The organism is Amphritea atlantica, from assembly GCF_024347255.1.
In the GTDB taxonomy this organism is placed as follows: domain Bacteria; phylum Pseudomonadota; class Gammaproteobacteria; order Pseudomonadales; family Balneatricaceae; genus Amphritea; species Amphritea atlantica.
In genome coordinates this window covers 473,863-492,564 of record NZ_AP025284.1, presented here as the reverse complement: position 1 = coordinate 492,564, position 18,702 = coordinate 473,863, and the positions used below count along the sequence as shown (strand labels likewise).

16 protein-coding genes are annotated in these 18,702 nt (G+C 52.4%); 5 read left to right on the top strand and 11 right to left on the bottom strand.

Annotated elements, in window-relative coordinates; translation table 11 throughout:
- Positions 1–2: 2 nt before the first annotated feature.
- Positions 3–1,259 carry a glutamate-5-semialdehyde dehydrogenase gene (locus tag OCU43_RS02310; protein ID WP_091362000.1) on the bottom strand — a complete coding sequence of 419 codons (1,257 nt, stop codon included), beginning with the start codon at positions 1,257–1,259 and terminating at the stop codon, positions 3–5.
- A gap of 156 nt (positions 1,260–1,415) precedes the next feature.
- Here OCU43_RS02310 and OCU43_RS02305 point away from each other — a divergent pair, with 156 nt between their 5' ends.
- The 4 genes from OCU43_RS02305 to OCU43_RS02290 all read left to right on the top strand — a co-directional run bounded on the left by OCU43_RS02305 (position 1,416) and on the right by OCU43_RS02290 (position 6,357).
- On the top strand, positions 1,416–2,882 hold the full coding sequence (locus OCU43_RS02305; RefSeq protein ID WP_091361998.1) for a hypothetical protein: 1,467 nt from the start codon (positions 1,416–1,418) through the stop codon (positions 2,880–2,882).
- A gap of 115 nt (positions 2,883–2,997) precedes the next feature.
- Positions 2,998–3,768, top strand: a complete 771-nt coding sequence (locus OCU43_RS02300; RefSeq protein ID WP_091361996.1) for a sulfite exporter TauE/SafE family protein — start codon at positions 2,998–3,000, stop codon at positions 3,766–3,768.
- A 58-nt stretch (positions 3,769–3,826) separates the two neighbouring features.
- The gene (locus tag OCU43_RS02295; RefSeq protein WP_091361994.1) at positions 3,827–4,450 is read left to right on the top strand and encodes a LysE family translocator; all 624 of its coding nucleotides are present in this window, start codon (positions 3,827–3,829) and stop codon (positions 4,448–4,450) included.
- 269 nt (positions 4,451–4,719) lie between these two features.
- Positions 4,720–6,357 carry a methyl-accepting chemotaxis protein gene (locus OCU43_RS02290; RefSeq protein ID WP_091361991.1) on the top strand — a complete coding sequence of 546 codons (1,638 nt, stop codon included), beginning with the start codon at positions 4,720–4,722 and terminating at the stop codon, positions 6,355–6,357.
- A gap of 66 nt (positions 6,358–6,423) precedes the next feature.
- On the opposite strand, the gene rpsA is transcribed toward OCU43_RS02290, so the two are convergent.
- The 8 genes from rpsA to OCU43_RS02250 all read right to left on the bottom strand — a co-directional run bounded on the left by rpsA (position 6,424) and on the right by OCU43_RS02250 (position 17,240).
- Positions 6,424–8,103, bottom strand: coding sequence for a 30S ribosomal protein S1 (rpsA, locus tag OCU43_RS02285; protein ID WP_091361989.1), 1,680 nt, complete (start codon positions 8,101–8,103; stop codon positions 6,424–6,426).
- Positions 8,104–8,410: 307 nt separating this feature from the next.
- Positions 8,411–10,696, bottom strand: a complete 2,286-nt coding sequence (parC, locus tag OCU43_RS02280) for a DNA topoisomerase IV subunit A (protein ID WP_091361987.1) — start codon at positions 10,694–10,696, stop codon at positions 8,411–8,413.
- A 61-nt stretch (positions 10,697–10,757) separates the two neighbouring features.
- Complete coding sequence (parE, locus tag OCU43_RS02275) at positions 10,758–12,650, bottom strand: DNA topoisomerase IV subunit B (RefSeq protein ID WP_091361986.1); 1,893 nt, start codon at positions 12,648–12,650, stop codon at positions 10,758–10,760.
- The gene (locus tag OCU43_RS02270; protein WP_091361984.1) at positions 12,643–13,287 is read right to left on the bottom strand and encodes a YqiA/YcfP family alpha/beta fold hydrolase; all 645 of its coding nucleotides are present in this window, start codon (positions 13,285–13,287) and stop codon (positions 12,643–12,645) included. Before OCU43_RS02270 ends, parE begins: the two co-directional genes overlap by 8 nt.
- A gap of 86 nt (positions 13,288–13,373) precedes the next feature.
- Positions 13,374–14,150 carry a phosphodiesterase gene (locus OCU43_RS02265; RefSeq protein ID WP_091361982.1) on the bottom strand — a complete coding sequence of 259 codons (777 nt, stop codon included), beginning with the start codon at positions 14,148–14,150 and terminating at the stop codon, positions 13,374–13,376.
- Positions 14,147–14,587 (bottom strand): DUF1249 domain-containing protein, encoded by a 441-nt coding sequence (locus OCU43_RS02260; protein ID WP_091361980.1) that lies wholly within the window; start codon positions 14,585–14,587, stop codon positions 14,147–14,149. Before OCU43_RS02260 ends, OCU43_RS02265 begins: the two co-directional genes overlap by 4 nt.
- Positions 14,588–14,624: 37 nt before the next feature.
- Positions 14,625–15,248 (bottom strand): NUDIX domain-containing protein, encoded by a 624-nt coding sequence (locus OCU43_RS02255; RefSeq protein WP_091361979.1) that lies wholly within the window; start codon positions 15,246–15,248, stop codon positions 14,625–14,627.
- Between the two features lie 225 nt (positions 15,249–15,473).
- Entirely contained in the window at positions 15,474–17,240 is a 1,767-nt protein-coding gene (locus OCU43_RS02250; protein WP_091361977.1) for a GGDEF domain-containing protein, read from the bottom strand.
- A gap of 133 nt (positions 17,241–17,373) precedes the next feature.
- Between OCU43_RS02250 and OCU43_RS02245 the strand changes: the two genes are divergently transcribed.
- Positions 17,374–17,955, top strand: a complete 582-nt coding sequence (locus tag OCU43_RS02245) for a phosphatase domain-containing putative toxin (RefSeq protein WP_091361976.1) — start codon at positions 17,374–17,376, stop codon at positions 17,953–17,955.
- A gap of 72 nt (positions 17,956–18,027) precedes the next feature.
- Here the strand turns inward: OCU43_RS02245 and OCU43_RS02240 are convergent, their stop codons facing one another.
- Both OCU43_RS02240 and OCU43_RS02235 read right to left on the bottom strand, forming a co-directional pair.
- Positions 18,028–18,300 (bottom strand): hypothetical protein, encoded by a 273-nt coding sequence (locus OCU43_RS02240; RefSeq protein WP_091361974.1) that lies wholly within the window; start codon positions 18,298–18,300, stop codon positions 18,028–18,030.
- An 86-nt stretch (positions 18,301–18,386) separates the two neighbouring features.
- A complete protein-coding gene (locus tag OCU43_RS02235) occupies positions 18,387–18,668 on the bottom strand; it encodes a hypothetical protein (RefSeq protein ID WP_091361972.1) in 282 nt (93 codons plus the stop codon).
- Positions 18,669–18,702 lie beyond the last annotated feature (34 nt).

The following is an 18,702-nucleotide window of genomic DNA, read 5'->3' as shown; positions in this document are numbered from 1 at the left end:
CGTTACTGACGTATATGGCCATCACCCAGCACCACATACTTTTGTGAGGTCAGCCCCTCAAGACCTACCGGCCCGCGGGCATGAATCTTATCCGTTGAGATACCAATCTCAGCCCCCAGCCCATACTCGAAACCATCAGCAAAACGGGTCGATGCGTTAACCATTACCGAACTGGAGTCCACTTCACGCAAAAAACTGCGGGAGCGGGTGTAATTTTCCGTGATAATGGCATCGGTATGATGAGAACCGTACTGGTTGATATGTTCAATCGCCTCAGCCATATCATGGACTACCCGGATCGACAGGATCGGTGCCAGATACTCGGTTTGCCAGTCCTCTTCGGTTGCCGCGATAATATTCGGCAACACTTCACGGGTTTTGTCGCAACCGCGCAGCTCAACCCCAATCGCCTGATAACACTCAGCTAACTCAGGCAGAATCTCTGCCGCACGGGATTCGTGCACCAGCAGTGTTTCCATAGTATTACAGGTGCCGTAGCGATGGGTTTTGGCATTAATCGCCACATTGACCGCCTTGGTTTTATCGGCATCTTCATCAATGTAGACGTGACAGATACCATCCAGATGCTTGATGACCGCTACTTTGGCATCACGACTCACCCGTTCAATCAGGCTTTTCCCCCCCCGCGGCACAATCACATCGACATATTCAGGCATCGTAATCAGTTCACCCACTGCTTCACGATCCGTAGTTTTAACCACCTGCACCGTGTGCTCTGGCAGCCCCGCGACCCTGAGCCCTGTCTGAATACACTCAGCAACCGCCGCATTACTGTGAATCGCTTCCGACCCGCCCCGCAAAATAGTTGCATTGCCGGACTTCAGACAGAGACTGGCCGCTTCCACCGTCACATTGGGACGGGACTCATAAATAATGCCGACCACCCCGAGAGGCACACGCATCTTACCCACCTGGATACCGCTCGGCAGGTAGTTCATATCGGTGATCGCGCCGATCGGATCCGGCAGAGCAGCAACCTGGCGTAAACCTTCAATCATGGTATCGATCTGAGACTGCTTCAGTTCCAGACGATCCAGCATTGCATCATCCAGGCCATTGGCACGGCACTGCTGCAGGTCTTCAGCATTTGCCGCAACCAGCTTTTCACGGGACGCATCAATCGCATCCGCCATCGCCAGTAACGCGCGGTTCTTTATTCCGGTATCAGCTTTCGCAATGTCGCGGGAGGCAACGCGTGCCTGCTGACCCAGTTCTGCCATGTACTCTTTAACGTTCATAACCTTCCTTCTCCGTCGAGACCGGCCATTATAACCTGCCCGGCAGCGGGGGTCATCGACAGAGAAAGCAAAACAGCAAAAAAGCCGTTTTTGCGAAGTGACTTAACTGCTATTATCTGCAGGCTTTACTGCCCCGGAATATGTAGCCGTCGGAATATGGATAAACCGCTTCGTTTTACAACCATGATCAATCAGCGTACCCGGCTGATGATGACGCTTGGCTGCATCTTGCTCACCGGCCTGCTGCTATCCGGCATCTACCTCACCGTTGTAGCAGGGAAAATTGCCCAGCTGCAGACTCGCCAGCAGGGAGAGCTGCTGGGGCAACAAACAGTTACCATGATCAAACCCGCGCTGCTGGCGGGAGACTCTGTCAGCCTCAACTACGTTCTCAATCAACTGGTGAAGCAGCCTGACATCGACGCCATTATCCTCACCGATCCGAGAGAACGGCTACTCGGCCGGGCAGGAGATATCCGCCAGGACAATCTTATCCAGCAGGATGTGCTGATCCGGCAGCAGGATGAGACCCTGGCCATCCTTGAGCTATACCTGAATCCGCAAGCGAGCAGATCAAACTTTAACGCGCTGCTGGTACAGGCTGCCATTCTGGCCCTGATAACCGTTATTGCAGCCCTCACCGGTTGCTGGTTCAGCCTGAGCCGCAACACGCCCTCCCCGGCAGCTAACACTGAGCCTGCGTTAAACACAGACGATGCCGTCGTCCCACCAGTAGCAGAGGATGACGAACACTCACCAGAGTTGCTCTCTGACAGATCCGCGCAGCACAACGAAAGCCATCCGGATGAGCTGGTGGAGCTGTTAAGACCGGATGAAGCGGCACCACATATGCCTGGCTTTGCCCCCTTCTGCGATCACAAAGAGCGGGCTGAAACCAAAGCCCCAACCGAAACAATGACCGATGAGGTCAGCGTAGAAGAGATCAGTCTGGAGGCACAACCCCGCCAGCGGACGCCCAATCCGCTGTTTGGCAACAGTCAGCATGAAATTCAGTTGGATCTGTACGCGTTTGAACAGGAACTGGAACTGATCGTCGCCGCAGAAGAAGCGGGCTATCTGCTCTATCTTGATCTGTCATCAGGGCACTCAGACAACCTGGCCAGCGAAGAGCAACTGGAACTGCAGGAATACTATTACCGCATGCTCGACATGGTGATCGCCATCTATCAGGGTGAAGCCACCCGAATCGGTAACGGCGATCTGCAACTGGCATTTCTGAAGCCCCACAAGGATGACTCCCACGGCATCAATGCGATCTGCGCCAGCCAGCTGTTTAATCGCCTCTACAAACTCTTCAACCAGCAACGTATCCGCAGCTTCAAACCCGTCCTGAATCTGCATATGGCGCTGGTGCGCGGCCATTATAAGAAACTCCCGCGAATGCAGGAGGAAGCCCGTTATCTTACCCATAGCACCGACAGCAACGAACTGGTGACCCATACCGCCCTCAGCGAAGCACCTGATCTCAAAGTCAGTCTGCTGGCCGGTGCTGATATCCTGCGCGCCGAAGAAGATAAAGTACTGATCAGATCCGTTAATGATAACTATCAGAAGTTACTGGATAAGCAGGCCCGCCATCTGCTCAGCAAACTTTTTCCCTGAGCCTGCACAGGGTAAAGGCGATACAGATCCGCTATAGATTGCACAACACCTGTATCTGTAATGCCGGGCGGTATTCACCTATGCTCAGCTCACTGATGACAACCCGGGTATTCCCATGCTAACTGAACTGCTGATCCTGTTTACTGCCGGCTTCTTTGGCGGAGTGCTCAACTCCATTGCCGGAGGTGGCAGCTTTATCACCTTTCCAGCACTGCTGCTGGCAGGGGTTCCCCCTATCAGTGCCAACGCCACCAATACATTCGCATCCTGTTCAGGTTATATGAGTGGCACCTGGGCTTTCAGAAAAGACCTTATGGAGATAAAGGACCAGTTGCCTCGCTTTATCCTGATCAGTCTGATTGGCGGTATCTGCGGTGCATGGCTGCTACTGCAGACCCCGGAAGCCTCTTTTGAGACTGCGGTCCCCTGGCTACTGCTATTTGCCACCCTGCTGTTTATCTTCGGAGGACAACTAAACCGGACTCTCAGGCAACTGGGGACAAGGCATCGTCATGCCTCAACGGCGGCAGCAACACTGCTCACCCTCCTGCTGTTTGGCGTGTGCCTCTATGGCGGGTTCTTTAATGCCGGACTCGGCATTATATCCCTTAGCTATCTGGCGCTGGCCGGATATACCGATATCAACCGGATGAACGGTCTGAAACTACTGATATCAACCTTTGTATCGCTGATTGCGATTGCGATGTTTATCTATGATGGCGTGATCGCCTGGTATGAAGGCTCAGTCGTACTGACAGGCACAGTGGTTGGGGGCTATGTCGCCGCCCATCTATCACGAAAACTGCCTCAACAACAGGTGCGCAACTTTGTAAGTGTTGCCAGCATTGGCATCACCCTGTATTTTTTCTATGACGTATATCTGTAACCAGCAGATATCATCGCAACAAGCGGACACTGATTGCCCACAATAACCGGTCAGACTCATGGATATAATGACACTGCTGCTGTTTATACCAGCATGTTTCGCACTGAACATGTCCCCAGGCCCCAACAATCTGATGGCGATGAACAATGCCACGCGTTATGGCTTTCATAGCGCCCTATTTGCCGGTGCAGGACGACTGATCGCCTTCGCGGGGATGATCTTCCTCGCAGCAGCCGGACTTGCCGTTGTCCTGCACACATCCGAAGTTATCTTCACGGTGATAAAAGTTGTCGGTGCCGGCTATCTGTTCTGGCTGGCATTCAAGCTCTGGACAGCCGATACCAGCCGCGGGGAGACAGCGCAGACACAGGAGAATAAGAAACAGCTTGAACTGATGCAGCAGGAGTTCTTTCTCGCTGCAGGTAACCCTAAAGCGATCCTGATATTCACCGCCTTTTTACCGCAGTTTGTCACAACTGAGGCACCAGCAGGCCTGCAGTTTTTTACACTGGGGGTCACCTTCCTGCTGCTTGAGTGGCTGGCGGTTGCGATTTACGCACTGTTTGGCCTCTATCTGCGCCAGTGGTTTGCTGAACCGCTTAAACGGCAGCTATTTAATCGCAGCTGCGGCACCCTGCTGGCAAGTGCTGGCATCGGGCTGCTGTTTACCCACCGCAACTGAATGACACCGCACCGCTGGCTGACACGTCATCCGGATGCACGGCTATTCTACCCAATCCGAGCATTAGCCTTCGTTAAAGTTGATGAAGATCAACTCCCGCCGTAACACTACGCTATAACTTTATTATAAGGCAGAGAGCTAATCTCCCTGATACAACATTTCTCTCAGACTAATTGTTATCAGAAATGACCCAAAGCCTGTGCTACAACGTATAGCCACGGTTGGGATTATCCTCAGCATACATCTCTGTATATGGAAGGAGTATATACATGAATCAACTACTTCGGAGCGTCAGCGTCCGGTCAAAGCTCTTGCTATTGGTTGCAATCGCCATTATCAGCCTGATCATGATTGTTACGCTCTCCCTGTTAAAACTTCAAGGGGACCTTCTCGATCAGAGAAAAATGGAGATGGAAAACCTTACCGGCGCCGCCTACTCATTAATTGACCATCAACAGAAAATGGTTGAGTCGGGGAAAAAGTCTGAGGAAGCGGCCAAACAAAGCGCTCTGGAGTCAATCCGAAGCCTGCGTTATGGCGAAGATGAGTATTTCTTTGTTCTCAATACTCAGTCCAAAATGCTAATGCACCCAACTAATAAGAAGCTTGAAGGTAGCAGCGTCGCGGATATGAAAGATAACAACGGCACGCTGTTTATGCAGGAGTTAGTTAAAGCCGCAACACAGAACAGCACAGGGGGCTTTGTCGAATATCTGTGGCCTCACCCTGGCCTCTCGGAACCACAAAGGAAAATTTCCTTTGCTCGCCTTCACCCTCAATGGAACTGGATAATATGCACCGGCGTATTTACCCACGATATTGATGAAGAGTTCTGGCATGTGTTCTGGCAGGAAGTAGAGATCCTGGCGATAGTTCTGATCATTATGGGAGTCGTATCAGCACTGATTGCCAAATCAATCATTGACCCGGTTAAAGCACTAACCACTGTCATCTCCAGAGCCGCTGAGACTAAAGATCTGACACTTCGCTCAGAGATCCGGAATAAAGATGAATTTGGCGCCATGGGACTGGCATTTAATGAGATGATGACCAGCTTTCACGACCTTATTATGGAACTCACCGCTGCAACATCACAGGTTGCCAGCTCAGCCACAGAGCTATCCGCCACCACGGCTCAAACAAGTCGCGGAATGGAGCAACAGCAGGATGAAACCTCACTGGTTGCATCCGCCATGACCGAGATGACCGCGACGGTTCACGAAGTTGCCAAGAACACTCAGGACGCCGCTTCGGCATCCACGCTGGCAGCTGAAGCCGCAGAGTCCGGAAAACAGATCGTTGATGCAACCATTACTGCAGTACAAACCCTCTCAGAACGATTAGCCAAGTCTGCTGAACTGACTCATACTCTGGAGGCTGAAAGCACGAACATCGCCAACATACTGGAAGTGATCAACAACATTGCTGAACAGACCAATCTGCTGGCTCTTAATGCTGCAATCGAAGCGGCGCGCGCAGGCGAGCAGGGACGGGGATTTGCAGTGGTTGCCGATGAGGTCAGATCGCTGTCCAGCCGAACAGCTGAATCAACACAGCAGATCGCCCAGGTGATCGAGCGCTTACAGTCAGGAACCAAAGCCGCCGTTAATGCGATGCAGGCCAGCAGCACCGAAGCTGACACAGTGGTTCAGCAAACCCTGACAGCCGGAAAGTCTTTAAATGAGATCACTGTAGCGGTTGAACAAATCAACGCGATGACCATTCAGATTGCCAGTGCCTCGGAAGAGCAGAGCCTGGTTTCTGAAGAGATCAACCAGAGTGTGGTTAAGATAAACGGTGTATCAACTGACAGCGCAGAAGGCTCCAACCAGATCGCTCAGACCTGCGAAGAGCTGGCACGGCTGGCTGAACATCTGAAAGAGATTTCGGAACGTTTCACCGTCTGACAAGCCAACGGCAGGGTAAAAAAAAGGAGCGCATCAGCGCTCCTTTTTTTATCGCTTAAAGAAGTATTACTTCTTCGCTTCCATCTGTGCCTTGATCAGGTCACCGATAGTGGTAGGACCAGCAGTCTCAACCGGAGCATCAGCCACAGCTTTGATAGCCGCTTTCTCATCTGCCTGGTCTTTAGCCTTGATAGACAGAGTGATAGAACGGTTACGACGATCCAGGTTAACGATCTTCGCTTCAACTTCGTCGCCTACTTTCAGGACAGTCGAAGCATCTTCGATGCGATCGATGCTGATATCAGACACTTTCAGGTAACCTTCAATGCCTTCAGCCAGCTCAATGTTCGCGCCTTTAGCGTCTACAGACTTAACGATACCTTTAACGATAGCGTTTTTGTCGTTTGCAGCAGCATACTCAGAGAACGGATCGCTTTCCAGCTGCTTGATACCCAGAGAGATACGCTCTTTCTCAGCATCGATAGACAGGATAACGGCTTCAACCTCTTCGCCCTTCTTGTATTCACGCAGCGCAGTTTCGCTATCCGCATCCCAGGAGATGTCAGACATGTGAACCAGACCGTCCAGATCGTTATCCAGACCCACGAAGATACCGAAGTCAGTGATAGTCTTGATAGTACCAGTCACTTTGTCGCCCGCAGCAAACTGCTCAGCGAAAGTAGACCATGGATTAGCGATGCACTGTTTCATACCCAGAGAGATACGACGACGCTTCTCATCAACATCAAGAACCATAACCTCAACTTCGTCGTTCACCTGAACAACTTTAGATGGGTGGATGTTCTTGTTAGTCCAGGACATTTCAGACACGTGGATCAGACCTTCAACGCCATCTTCGATAGACGCGAAGCAGCCGTAGTCAGTCAGGTTAGTTACACGAGCAGGAACCTTAGTGCCAGCAGGGAAACGCGCCAGGATAGAAGACCATGGATCTTCGTTCAGCTGCTTCAGACCCAGAGACAGACGGTTAGTCTCTTTATCGAACTTGATGATCTGTACAGTGATCTCATCACCCGGTGTCAGCATATCGCTAGGATGAGAGATACGCTTCCAGGCCATATCAGTGATATGCAGCAGGCCGTCAACACCGCCCAGATCTACGAATGCACCGTAGTTGGTCAGGTTCTTAACGTAACCTTTAACCTGCTGACCCTCTTCCAGGGTACTCAGCAGCTCATCACGCTGCGCACTGTTAGCTTCTTGCAGAACAGCACGACGAGAAACAACGATATTGTCGCGCTTCTGGTCCAGCTTGATCAGTTTGAATTCCAGTTCCTGACCCATCAGGTGGTCAACGTTCTTAACCGGACGTACATCTACCAGTGAACCTGGCAGGAAGCCATTGATCTTGTTAACGGTAACGGTGAAGCCACCCTTAACAGTACCGCTGATGTAACCTTTAACAGTTTCTTCAGCTTCGAATGCAGTTTCCAGAACACCCCAGGATTCAGCGCGCTTCGCTTTCTCACGGGACAGGCGTGTTTCACCGGAACCATCTTCAACGCTTTCCAGAGTAACCTTAACCATGTCACCCACCTGAACTTCAAGTTCCTGGGCATCATTAAGGAACTGGCTGCGGGCAATAACTGCCTCAGACTTCAGTCCAGCGTTTACGGTAACCCAGTCACTATCGATGTCGATAACTTCACCCATAACCAGGGTACCAGGTACCATTGCAACGAGTTCAAGGGATTCTTCAAATAAGTCAGCAAAGCTTTCGGTCATGCTTTTTCCTATACAGCGAACACGATTCAGGCGCATGTTCGCGGGGGGTAATACCTGTATTGTCAGTTGATACAGGGCAGTTTAATTATCCTGAGCGGTTGCAAATACTGACTAAAAAACAACCATTCGGGAGAGTGTCAGGCGCGGTATTTTACAGATAACTTGATCAAGAAGGAAGCAATTGCGTACTCTGAGTGGCTATTTTTCAGCCACCCGGGACTAAAATAGTCACCTGACGCCCGATGCAGAGCGTAAAATATAAAAAAAAGAGTGACCGAAGATCACTCTTTTATCCATATCAGTGGCGCTATTCAGCGTCGGAGACAGGCTCTTCAGCCGAGGCTTTAACAATCACATCGAGGGAATCGACCCGCTGATAGCCGCGGGGCAGTTTGTTACCCCGACGCCCCCGTTCACCGCGATAGTGTTCCAGATCGGAAGGCTTCATCTTCAGATGCTGACGACCGGAGTTGACCTGCAGTGTATCCTCGGCAGACAGCGTCACCATCGCCACCAGCAGCTCATCTCTTGAAGCCGCCCGGGCGGAGGGGATATTAATAATTTTATTACCTTTACCCCGGCCCAGCTCCGGCAGATCTTTAACCGGAAATACCAGCATCCGCCCCTCGTTAGTCACGGCCACCAGGAGATCTGTTGCCTTATTTTTCAAACGCATCGGCGGCATTATTTTAGCGCCTTTTGGCAGCGTCAGGGCTGCTTTACCGGTGCGGGTCTTACTGGTCATATCGGCAATTTTTGTCACGAAGCCATAACCGGCATCCGACGCCAGCAACACCGCATCGTCATCCTTACCCGCGATAGCACCATCGATGGTGGCGCCTTTTGGCAGTGTCAGCTTGCCGGTAACCGGCTCACCCTGCCCCCGCGCTGATGGCAGAGTATGCGCTTCAAGTGAGTAGGCCCGTCCGGTTGTGTCCATCAGAATGACCGGTTGATTCATACGTCCCAGACACGCCAGTTTAAAGCCGTCACCGGATTTATAGCTAAGCCCCTCCGGATCAATATCATGACCTTTGGCAGAACGGATCCAGCCCTGCTTGGAGATCACCGCAGTAATCGGTTCAGCGGTCAGCAACGCTTTCTCATCCATCACTTTTGCCTCTTCCCGGGCAACGATGGGTGAACGGCGATCATCGCCATACTCTTTGGCATCGGCTTTCAGCTCATCACGGATCAGTTTGCGCATCAGCTTTTCAGAGCCCAGAATCTCTTCAAGATAGTTCCGCTCTTCGGTCAGCTCATCGATCTCGCCACGGATCTTAATCTCTTCCAGTTTGGCCAGTTGACGCAACCTGATCTCAAGAATCGCTTCCGCCTGAATCTCAGTGATACCAAAACGCTCAACCATCACCAGCTTCGGCTTCTCTTCAGTACGGATGATCTCAATCACTTCATCAATATTGAGATAGGCGACCATCAGACCTTCAAGAATATGCAGCCGGGCCAGCACCTTATCCAGGCGGAATTGCAGCCGGCGACGCACCGTTTCAGTACGATAAACCAGCCACTCGGTGAGGATCTCTCTAAGGTTTTTCACCTTAGGGCGGCCATCAATACCGATCATATTCATGTTAACGCGGTAGGTGCGCTCCAGATCGGTACTGGCAAACAGGTGCGCCATCAGCTGCTCAACATCGATGCGGTTGGAGCGCGGCACAATCACCAGACGGGTCGGATTTTCATGGTCAGACTCGTCCCGCAGATCCGACACCATCGGTAGTTTTTTCTGCTGCATCTGCTGCGCAATCTGTTCCAGCACTTTCGCCCCGGACACCTGATAGGGCAGAGCAGTAATCACAATATCGCCCTGTTCGCGACTGTAAACGGCACGGGCACGCAGGCTGCCCTTACCGGTTTCATACATTTTCTGCAGTTCGTGGCGCGGGGTGATCAGCTCAGCATCGGTGGGCATATCCGGCCCCGGCACTATCTCGCACAGCTCTTCGATGCTCATCCCTGGTCTGGACAGCAGTTTGATACAGGCCTCGGTGACCTCCCGCAGGTTATGGGGCGGGATATCGGTCGCCATACCCACCGCAATCCCGGTGGTGCCGTTCAACAGAATATTGGGCAGCCGGGCAGGCAGGGTCATCGGTTCCTCAAGGGTACCATCAAAGTTTGGCCCCCACTCGACCGTCCCCTGTCCCACCTCTTTGAGTAGCACCTCGGCGTATCTTGCCAGTTTGGACTCGGTGTAACGCATCGCGGCAAAAGACTTAGGGTCATCGGGTGAACCCCAGTTACCCTGACCGTCGATCAGTGGGTAGCGATAGGAGAATGGCTGCGCCATCAGTACCATCGCTTCATAGCAGGCACTATCGCCGTGAGGATGGAATTTACCCAGCACGTCACCCACAGTACGGGCCGATTTCTTATACTTCGCCGTCGATTTCAGCCCCAGTTCCGACATCGCATACACGATACGACGCTGAACCGGCTTCAGGCCATCGCCGATATTCGGCAGCGCCCGGTCAAGAATGACGTACATGGAGTAATCCAGATACGCCTTCTCGGTATATTCTTTCAGTGACAGGCGTTCAATGCCTTCATCGATATGTACTGTTCCGCTCATTTTTTGTCCCGGAGCTTATAAACTCATTGTTCGCGCGATCTTTAACCTGACAGGAAAAGGCTTAAATATCCGCCAGATTACCCTTGCTTTCCAGCCACTCTTTCCGGTCCGGCGAACGCTTCTTCGCCAACAACATATCCATCACATCGTTGGTGCCATCGCCCGGCTCAATGGTTAGCTGAACCAGCCGGCGGGTATCCCGTGACATGGTGGTTTCACGCAGCTGCAGTGGGTTCATCTCACCCAGACCCTTGAAGCGCTGTACGCCGATCTTGGCGTTCTTACGCTCCGCCCTGATGCGCTCAACAATACTGTCTTTCTCATTATCATCCAGGGCATAAAAAACATCTTTAGCGACATCAATACGATACAGTGGCGGCATCGCCACATAGACGTGCCCGGCGGACACCAGCGGTTTGAAGTGGCGTACAAACAACGCACACAGCAGGGTGGCGATATGCAGACCATCCGAGTCCGCATCCGCGAGGATACAGATCTTGCCATAACGCAAACCATCAAAGTTATCCGATCCCGGTTCGACGCCTATCGCAATGGAAATATGATGCACCTCCTGAGAGGCCAGCACATCGCCGGGTTCCACTTCCCAGGTATTCAGGATTTTACCACGCAGCGGCATCACCGCCTGATACTCCCGGTCTCGCGCCTGCTTGGCTGAACCACCCGCCGAGTCACCCTCGACCAGAAACAGTTCGCCCTGCATCGCGTCATTACCGGTACAGTCCGCCAGCTTACCCGGCAGCGCAGGTCCCGAGGTCACCTTCTTACGGATCACCTTTTTATTCGACCGCAGTCGCTTCTGAGCATTGCTGATCACCAGTTCTGCCAGCTTCTCGCCATCTTCTACATGACGGTTAAGCCAGAGACTGAAAGCATCTTTGGTTGCCCCGGACACAAAGCCCGCAATCTGGCGGGACGACAACCGTTCTTTGGTCTGTCCCGAGAACTGTGGGTCCTGCATCTTCGCAGAGAGCACATAGCAGCAACGCTCCCAGATATCTTCGGCGGAGATTTTAACCCCCCGGGGTAGCAGATTACGAAACTCGCAGAACTCCCGCATCGCTTCCAGCAGACCGGTTCGCAGACCATTAACATGGGTGCCACCCTGAGCGGTAGGAATCAGGTTAACGTAGCTTTCACAGGTCAGATCGCCACCTTCAGGCAACCACTGCAACGCCACATCCATCGCGTCGATCTCTCCCTGAAAGGAGACCGTAAAAGGCTCTTCCGGCAGGGTTTCATAGACCTGAGTGGTGCCTTTGAGGTAGTCCACCAGACCATCCTCGTAGTACCACTCATCTTTCTCTTTCGTGGCACCGGTCGCATCCGTAAAGGTGACCCGCAAACCGGAACAGAGCACCGCCTTGGCGCGCAACATATGGCGCAGTTTGGTCAGATGATATTTGGGGGTATCAAAATACTGCGGATCGGCTAAAAAGCGCACCTCAGTACCGGTGTTGCGCTGACCACAGCTGTCCACGATCTCCAGATCGGACACCTTCTCGCCATCCGCATAGGTCATCCGGTAAACATTCCCCCCGCGACGGATGGTCACTTCCAGCAACTTAGAGAGTGCATTTACCACCGACACACCAACACCGTGCAGACCACCGGAGTAGTTGTAGTTCTCGTTGGAAAACTTACCTCCGGCATGCAGCCGGGTGAGGATCAGCTCGACGCCACTGACCCCTTCTTCCGGGTGGATATCCACCGGCATCCCCCGGCCGTTATCCCTGACGCTGATCGCGCCATCTTTATGCAGGGTGACATCCAGTTGCGTCGCATGGCCCGCCAACGCTTCATCGACACTGTTATCGATCACTTCCTGAGCCAGGTGGTTTGGCCGGTCGGTCTCGGTGTACATACCGGGACGGCGCCGCACCGGGTCCAGCCCGCTCAGTACCTCAATTGCATCAGAGTTATAGGTGTTACTCATCGGAAGTTTCAGTCCTTATCCGCCCGATTGTCAGGTCAGTGACAGCAGGCAACTCAACCCGGCCTTCGGCAAATGCCAGTATCGCCGGTATAACAGATTCAAATTGGTCAAAACCGTGGGAACCACCCCGCTGTACCAGCATCGGTGAGTCCCTGAACTTTTCTACCGCCTCCCGGTAATCCAGGGTTTCATCCCCGGTCTGGGTCAGCAACAGATAACGTGAAGGCTCTTTTACACTGTGACAGTTAATCTGTAACAACTGCTGCAGATGCTCAGGGGTCAGTTCATATCGTTCATCGCTGTAGTAGTTTCCCTGCTCCCCCAGCATCGCTTCCAGCAGTTCAAACGGCCGCACAGCGGGATTGATCAGTACCGCACGCAAATCATACTTCTCACCCAGCCAGGTGCTGTAATAACCGCCCAGGGAACTGCCGATCAGCGTGATGGAGCGATCCCGGTGGGTTTCGATCAGTTGCTCAAGCAGACGGATAGCCTGAGCAGGCCAGTGGGGCAGCGCAGGGACAATCACCTGGTCGGCCTTCCCCTTAGCAGTCATCCAGTCAACAAAAAACCGCGCCTTAAACGACTCGGGAGAGCTGTTGAAACCGTGAATATAGAGAAACAGAGGCTGTGCCATCAATAACCTTTTTAACTACTGCTATTTTATCTGTATATATATACATGTTTTCGGTAAAGTACCGGAGAGCGCCGGGCGATGCAACCTTAACCCTCGACTCTTTTGATCGAGGTCTCTATCTGGCCATCCCGGTGAAGCGTCAGCAAGCGGTATGCAGGTTGCCGCAGCACCGGATCATCCTCCAGAACCATCTGCTGACAGCCCGCTTTAAACTGCACCGAAGTTGCAGGGGTCATGATTACCCGAACCTCACCACGTAGTTGATCAGATGCCTGATGGACATGACCATTAATCACTGCTCTGACACTATGATGTTGCCCCAGAACGGCCCAGAACTGATCAGCATTGGCCAGCATAATCTGGTCCTGCCAGTTACTCCCGACCGGCAGCGGATTATGGTGCAGGACCACCAGGCAGTGATGGGTAGAATACTGTTGCAACTGCTGTTCAAGAAAAGCCAGCTCAGTCGATGACAAACTGCCACCGCCCTGACCATCGGGGCTTGCGGTGCTGTCCAGCAGGATGATCGCCCACCCCTGCGCGACAACGGAGCGCTGGTTCAGCTGTCCACCCTGCTGATCACCAGACTTAAGCATTAGCTGAGCATCATCGTGATTACCCGGAATCCAGTAACTCGGCACCGGCAGTCTGGCGAGTCGCCGACTCAGGCGCTGATAGCCTTCGGGCCCGCCATGGTGCACCAGATCACCGCTGCAGATAATCATATCCACCGCGGGCGTCTGTAACAGCAGATCGTCAACCACCCGGTCCAGATGCTGTTCAACATTGAAACCACGATAATCCTGATCAGGATTATTCTGCAGGTGAAAATCGGTAATCTGCGCAACAACCAGCGGGATCATGAGAAACTATAAACCGGTTCGGCGGCCTGACCGTGGGTCAGACAGTGGCTGAGCCACTCTCCCAGATATTGATTCAGCTGTGCCTTTTCATCTTTCTGATGCATCCGCTCATTCGGGTAGTTGTAAACCCCGCGAAAATGACGCCGGCTTTTCAGACAGATCACCTCAGCAGCCCGGGCATCATGATAGATCCGCACCACCAGACTGGGGGCCTCCAGCCAGCTGCTATCAAAACTTTGTGACACCAGAACGGTGGTGGTGTAGGTAAAACGCTCCTCAACCCGCAGACGAACGACGCTCTGCTGCTGATGCCAGTGAACCTCAAACTCGCGCTCATCGCACTGTTCAAGATCCGGCATCAGCCGCATCAGTCGCAGATAGTTGGCCTCACAATCGGCCATCTGCTTTACCAGGTCAGGGATATAACGTTTTTTCATCTTCTCCAACACTCAGATCGCATACTCAGAGGCCGCCTTACACACAACCCCAGCGCTGTAACAATCGCTGCCGATTCAGCTGTAACCATTGTACCGCAATTATGGTGGCAGCATTATCAATAGTACCGTTTGCAACCAATTCACATACCTCAGCAAAGGGTAGCACATGAACCAGAATATCCTCACCCTCATCAGCCAGACCGTGAACACCACCCACGTCGGCGCTATCGACCCGGGCACACAGCAAGTCAACGTATTCATCACTACCACCGGCACTGGGCAGATAACGGGTAATCGGGACAATATCGTAAATTGCCGCACCCGCTTCCTCCTGAGCTTCCCTCATGGCGACATCGTCAGGTGTCTCGCCCGGCTCAACAATCCCCGCCACCAACTCCAGCAACCAGGGACTATCAGCTTTACCCAGAGCACCGACACGAAACTGCTCCACCAGCACTACGCTCTCTTTATCCGGATCAAAAAGCAGTACACACACCGCATCACCGCGTTGAAACTGCTCACGCACAATCTCAATCGCCCCCCCTTCAAACAGTGAGTGGCGGATCGTTAAGCGATTAATTTTAAAAAAACCATCGCAGGTGCGCTGCTGCTGAATAATCGCCGCATCCGCCGCGGTAAATCTTGGTTGCCAGTGGGCCATATCAGAACTCCGGATTCAGACTCTCGATGTGAGTAACAGATGCAGATCTGTTGACAGGGCGACAATATAGCATGTCTGAAGCGTATTTCAGGAAGGTTCAGGAGCTGGGCCAACTCAGAACTCAGGAGACGACTCTGGGGACGCAGGGTGAATAAAGCGCAAGCGGTATCTGAAGCCAACAGTCAGGCGGTCTCCCAATCAGAGGAAACCGGCGAGAGGGTCGGATCAGCTGAGGCGTAATTTACGACGGCGGGAGACAAACAGATAACTGCCCTCCCGCTTTTTCGCCTCTTTTTTGGCCTGGGCGGCGAGTTCCGCGACCTCATGATAACTGACACAACGATAGGGGTCGGGGTAGACAACACCACAAGAGAGGCTGAGAACTGGATAGAACACCGAATCTCCGGTACGGCTGGACGCCCAGATTCCTCCCTGTTCAAGATCTTTTGGACTATAAAATTCCCTTATAGCCTGGTCAAACTGCAGCAGAATCCTTTCGCAGCGCTCCTTCCAGTCATCGGTACGAAACACCACAACAAAATCATCCCCCCCAATATGGCCGGTAAAGTTTTCACCATTGGCATTATTGGTGAGTAGCTCACCCAGCAACTGTATCAACCGGTCGCCTTTAACATAGCCGTAGCTATCGTTAAAGGGCTTAAAATAGTTGATATCAAAATAAGCCACCCGAAAGCTCTCGGTCTGTTTCAGCAACCCATCGATCTCCCGATTGATCGGTACATTGCCCGGCAGCAGTGTCAGTGGGTTGGCATACCGGGCATTGCGTATTTTCAGCTCGGTGATCCTTTTCAACAGATCCCGAACGTTACCGATGCCCTGATAATGGCCATCCTTGGTAATCACCAGCCCCTGATGCAGATAGACCGCATCCTGCTCGGTTATCAGACGGGATACCTGTTCCAGACTGGTGTCCGATTCAATAATGATCGCCCTGGTATCAAGAATACGGGTGACCGGACGCGTTTCATACAAAGCCCTGCCATATTGGGTCGAGAACAGCTCCAGCAGATCAGACCGGTGTACAGTACCGATCGGCCGGCCCTCCTCAAGCACCGCCAGAATATCGTACAGCGGGTTTTCCCGGAACAGTTTAGCGGTATACCCCATCTGATCATCGAAACTCAGTGCAGGCGCCGGATGAATCAGCACAGCGGCCGTTTCCGCCATATCCTTTTCACTGCCAGCCCGCCGTTTACGGGGCAACCACTCTTCACTATTACAGAGCATTCTCGGTGTCTGGGTTGGCCGCCCCAGATAAAACCCCTGGCCAATATTCGCCCCCAGCTCCTTCAGAGTGACCAGCTCTGAACGGGTTTCCACCCCTTCAACAATCACCTTGGAACCGACACCATTAGCAATACTGCAGATCGACTTTACAAACTGACGTTTAACCGGCTCCCGGTCGACATTATGAATAAAATGACGGTCAATCTTCACGTAATCCGGCTGTAACTCTGACCAGAGTTTGAGGCCTGAATAGCCGGTTCCCAGATCATCAACAGCCACCTTAAACCCCATGCGTTTGTAATAATTGATCGCTTCAAGGGTAAGTCCATAATTATCAAACGGGTGCTGCTCTGAAATCTCGATAACAATGGAATCCAGAGGAATTTCAAGGGACTCCAACCATTGCGCAGTCAACCCTTGCTTATGTTCCGGGGTGCCCAGCAGGGACGCGCTGATATTGAGAAACAGTTTTCCTTCCAGTGATAACCGGGCAAAAGCCTCCAGCGACAGTCGGCGACACAACAGCTCCAGCCGATGTTCCTGTCCCGCTTCGATGGCAGTGTTAAAAAGCATCTCTGGCGTATGCAACTCACTGCCTTCCGGCCCGCGAATCAGCGCCTCATGACCCAATACTTCACCCCGCCGAAGATCGACAATCGGCTGAAAATGGGGATACAGCTGTTCAGTTTCAATCAGTTCATTAAGCTGGGCATAACGATCAGGTATAATCTGCGAAACGGTCATCTTGGGTCTGTAGGCGATTAAGGTTAATACCCACAGCTTATTAAGTTGGCATGACAGCAAGATGACAGCGCCGAGGGTTTTATAACCTTTCCGGTTACGATACAGTCAGCTTTCACAAGAAAAGGATTTCACCATGACTCGCTTCACTACTCCCGCACTTTATACCGTTCTGCTGCTCGCACTCAGCGCGATAAGCCATGCAGAAACCCGACTGCGTCCCGACGTCTGGGCCACCCCGGTTATCGGCTCAGAACTGGACAATTTCTACCGTGTTGATAATTACCTTTACCGCTCCGAACAACCCGGCGACGAAGCCTTCCCCCAAATAGCGGCGTTCGGCATCAAAGAGGTGCTCAACCTGAGAGAGTTTCATAACGATGACGATGAAGCCGGCGAAACCTCGCTAACACTCCATCAGCTGAAACTACGCACCGGCAAAGTCACCGAAGATCAGTTAATTGAAGCCCTGAGAATTATCAGAAACAGCAAGGGACCATTGCTGGTGCACTGCTGGCACGGTTCTGACCGCACCGGCACCGTGGTAGCAACCTACCGGATTGTCGAACAGGGCTGGAGCAAACAGCAGGCACTGGATGAAATGATCAACGGCGGCTACGGCTATCACGCCGCCATCTTTCCCAATCTGGTGGAGCTGATTAAGGGGCTGGATGTCGAGCGGATAAAGACAGCATTAAGCGATGATAAAAGTCTGTGACGCTGGCAATTGTCATAAACTCCGAGCTCTCACGATAATATCGAAGCAACAGCCGGGCAAGCCCTCCCAGGCTTACCGGCTATCCGTTTCATCAGAGCCAGACTGGTCATTCAGCGCCGACCGATTGGCTCGTTGCTTAAGATGAAGGACTACGGCCATCAGTAACACACCCCAAGAGCCCCAGAAAACATAGACCGACAGCACCAGCATGTCTTCGGTACTCTGGCTGGCACCTGATCCGGAAACACCGGCAGCGATGCCGCCGAGAGAAACCATTATCATCATGACTGAGCCCACCAACAACGCGAGCCCCAGCCAATAAAACTTTCGGTAATGTTCAGGCATAATCCAGACTCCTGTTACACACGACAGTTCGGGATAACCCGGTTATCTGAAACATTTTTGTAAGATCCCGGTTTATCAACTTTCTGCTATTCCGTTTCCGAATCCAGATCCAGCTCAAACTCTTCGGGTTTATCTGTCACGGATTTATCAACGCTATATTGAATATGCGAAACAATGGCTATGGCAAAAGTAGCCATCGACAACCAGAATAATCCGACAACAAAGCTCCACAGGGTTTCCGCACCAGCACTATTCCCCGACCCCGACACGGCAGCAGCTATGCCCGCCAGGAAAACTAACAGTGCAAAGCCCGAGGCAACCAACAGAAAAAAGGCAATAACATAAAGAGAGACATACTTTTTTTTCATAGCATTAACATCCTTGTCGTTTAATTTTCAGAGT

Bases quoted from the DNA above. Each gene is read 5' to 3' on its own strand.
- OCU43_RS02240 (WP_091361974.1), bottom strand. From the start codon at position 18,300: ATGCCTGAACATTACCGAAAGTTTTATTGGCTGGGGCTCGCGTTGTTG.
- parC (WP_091361987.1), bottom strand. From the start codon at position 10,696: ATGAGCGGAACAGTACATATCGATGAAGGCATTGAACGCCTGTCACTG.
- parE (WP_091361986.1), bottom strand. From the start codon at position 12,650: ATGAGTAACACCTATAACTCTGATGCAATTGAGGTACTGAGCGGGCTG.
- OCU43_RS02260 (WP_091361980.1), bottom strand. From the start codon at position 14,587: ATGAAAAAACGTTATATCCCTGACCTGGTAAAGCAGATGGCCGATTGT.
- OCU43_RS02245 (WP_091361976.1), top strand. From the start codon at position 17,374: ATGACTCGCTTCACTACTCCCGCACTTTATACCGTTCTGCTGCTCGCA.
- OCU43_RS02270 (WP_091361984.1), bottom strand. From the start codon at position 13,287: ATGGCACAGCCTCTGTTTCTCTATATTCACGGTTTCAACAGCTCTCCC.
- OCU43_RS02255 (WP_091361979.1), bottom strand. From the start codon at position 15,248: ATGGCCCACTGGCAACCAAGATTTACCGCGGCGGATGCGGCGATTATT.
- OCU43_RS02310 (WP_091362000.1), bottom strand. From the start codon at position 1,259: ATGAACGTTAAAGAGTACATGGCAGAACTGGGTCAGCAGGCACGCGTT.
- OCU43_RS02300 (WP_091361996.1), top strand. From the start codon at position 2,998: ATGCTAACTGAACTGCTGATCCTGTTTACTGCCGGCTTCTTTGGCGGA.
- OCU43_RS02235 (WP_091361972.1), bottom strand. From the start codon at position 18,668: ATGAAAAAAAAGTATGTCTCTCTTTATGTTATTGCCTTTTTTCTGTTG.
- OCU43_RS02265 (WP_091361982.1), bottom strand. From the start codon at position 14,150: ATGATCCCGCTGGTTGTTGCGCAGATTACCGATTTTCACCTGCAGAAT.
- OCU43_RS02290 (WP_091361991.1), top strand. From the start codon at position 4,720: ATGAATCAACTACTTCGGAGCGTCAGCGTCCGGTCAAAGCTCTTGCTA.
- rpsA (WP_091361989.1), bottom strand. From the start codon at position 8,103: ATGACCGAAAGCTTTGCTGACTTATTTGAAGAATCCCTTGAACTCGTT.
- OCU43_RS02250 (WP_091361977.1), bottom strand. From the start codon at position 17,240: ATGACCGTTTCGCAGATTATACCTGATCGTTATGCCCAGCTTAATGAA.
- OCU43_RS02295 (WP_091361994.1), top strand. From the start codon at position 3,827: ATGGATATAATGACACTGCTGCTGTTTATACCAGCATGTTTCGCACTG.
- OCU43_RS02305 (WP_091361998.1), top strand. From the start codon at position 1,416: ATGGATAAACCGCTTCGTTTTACAACCATGATCAATCAGCGTACCCGG.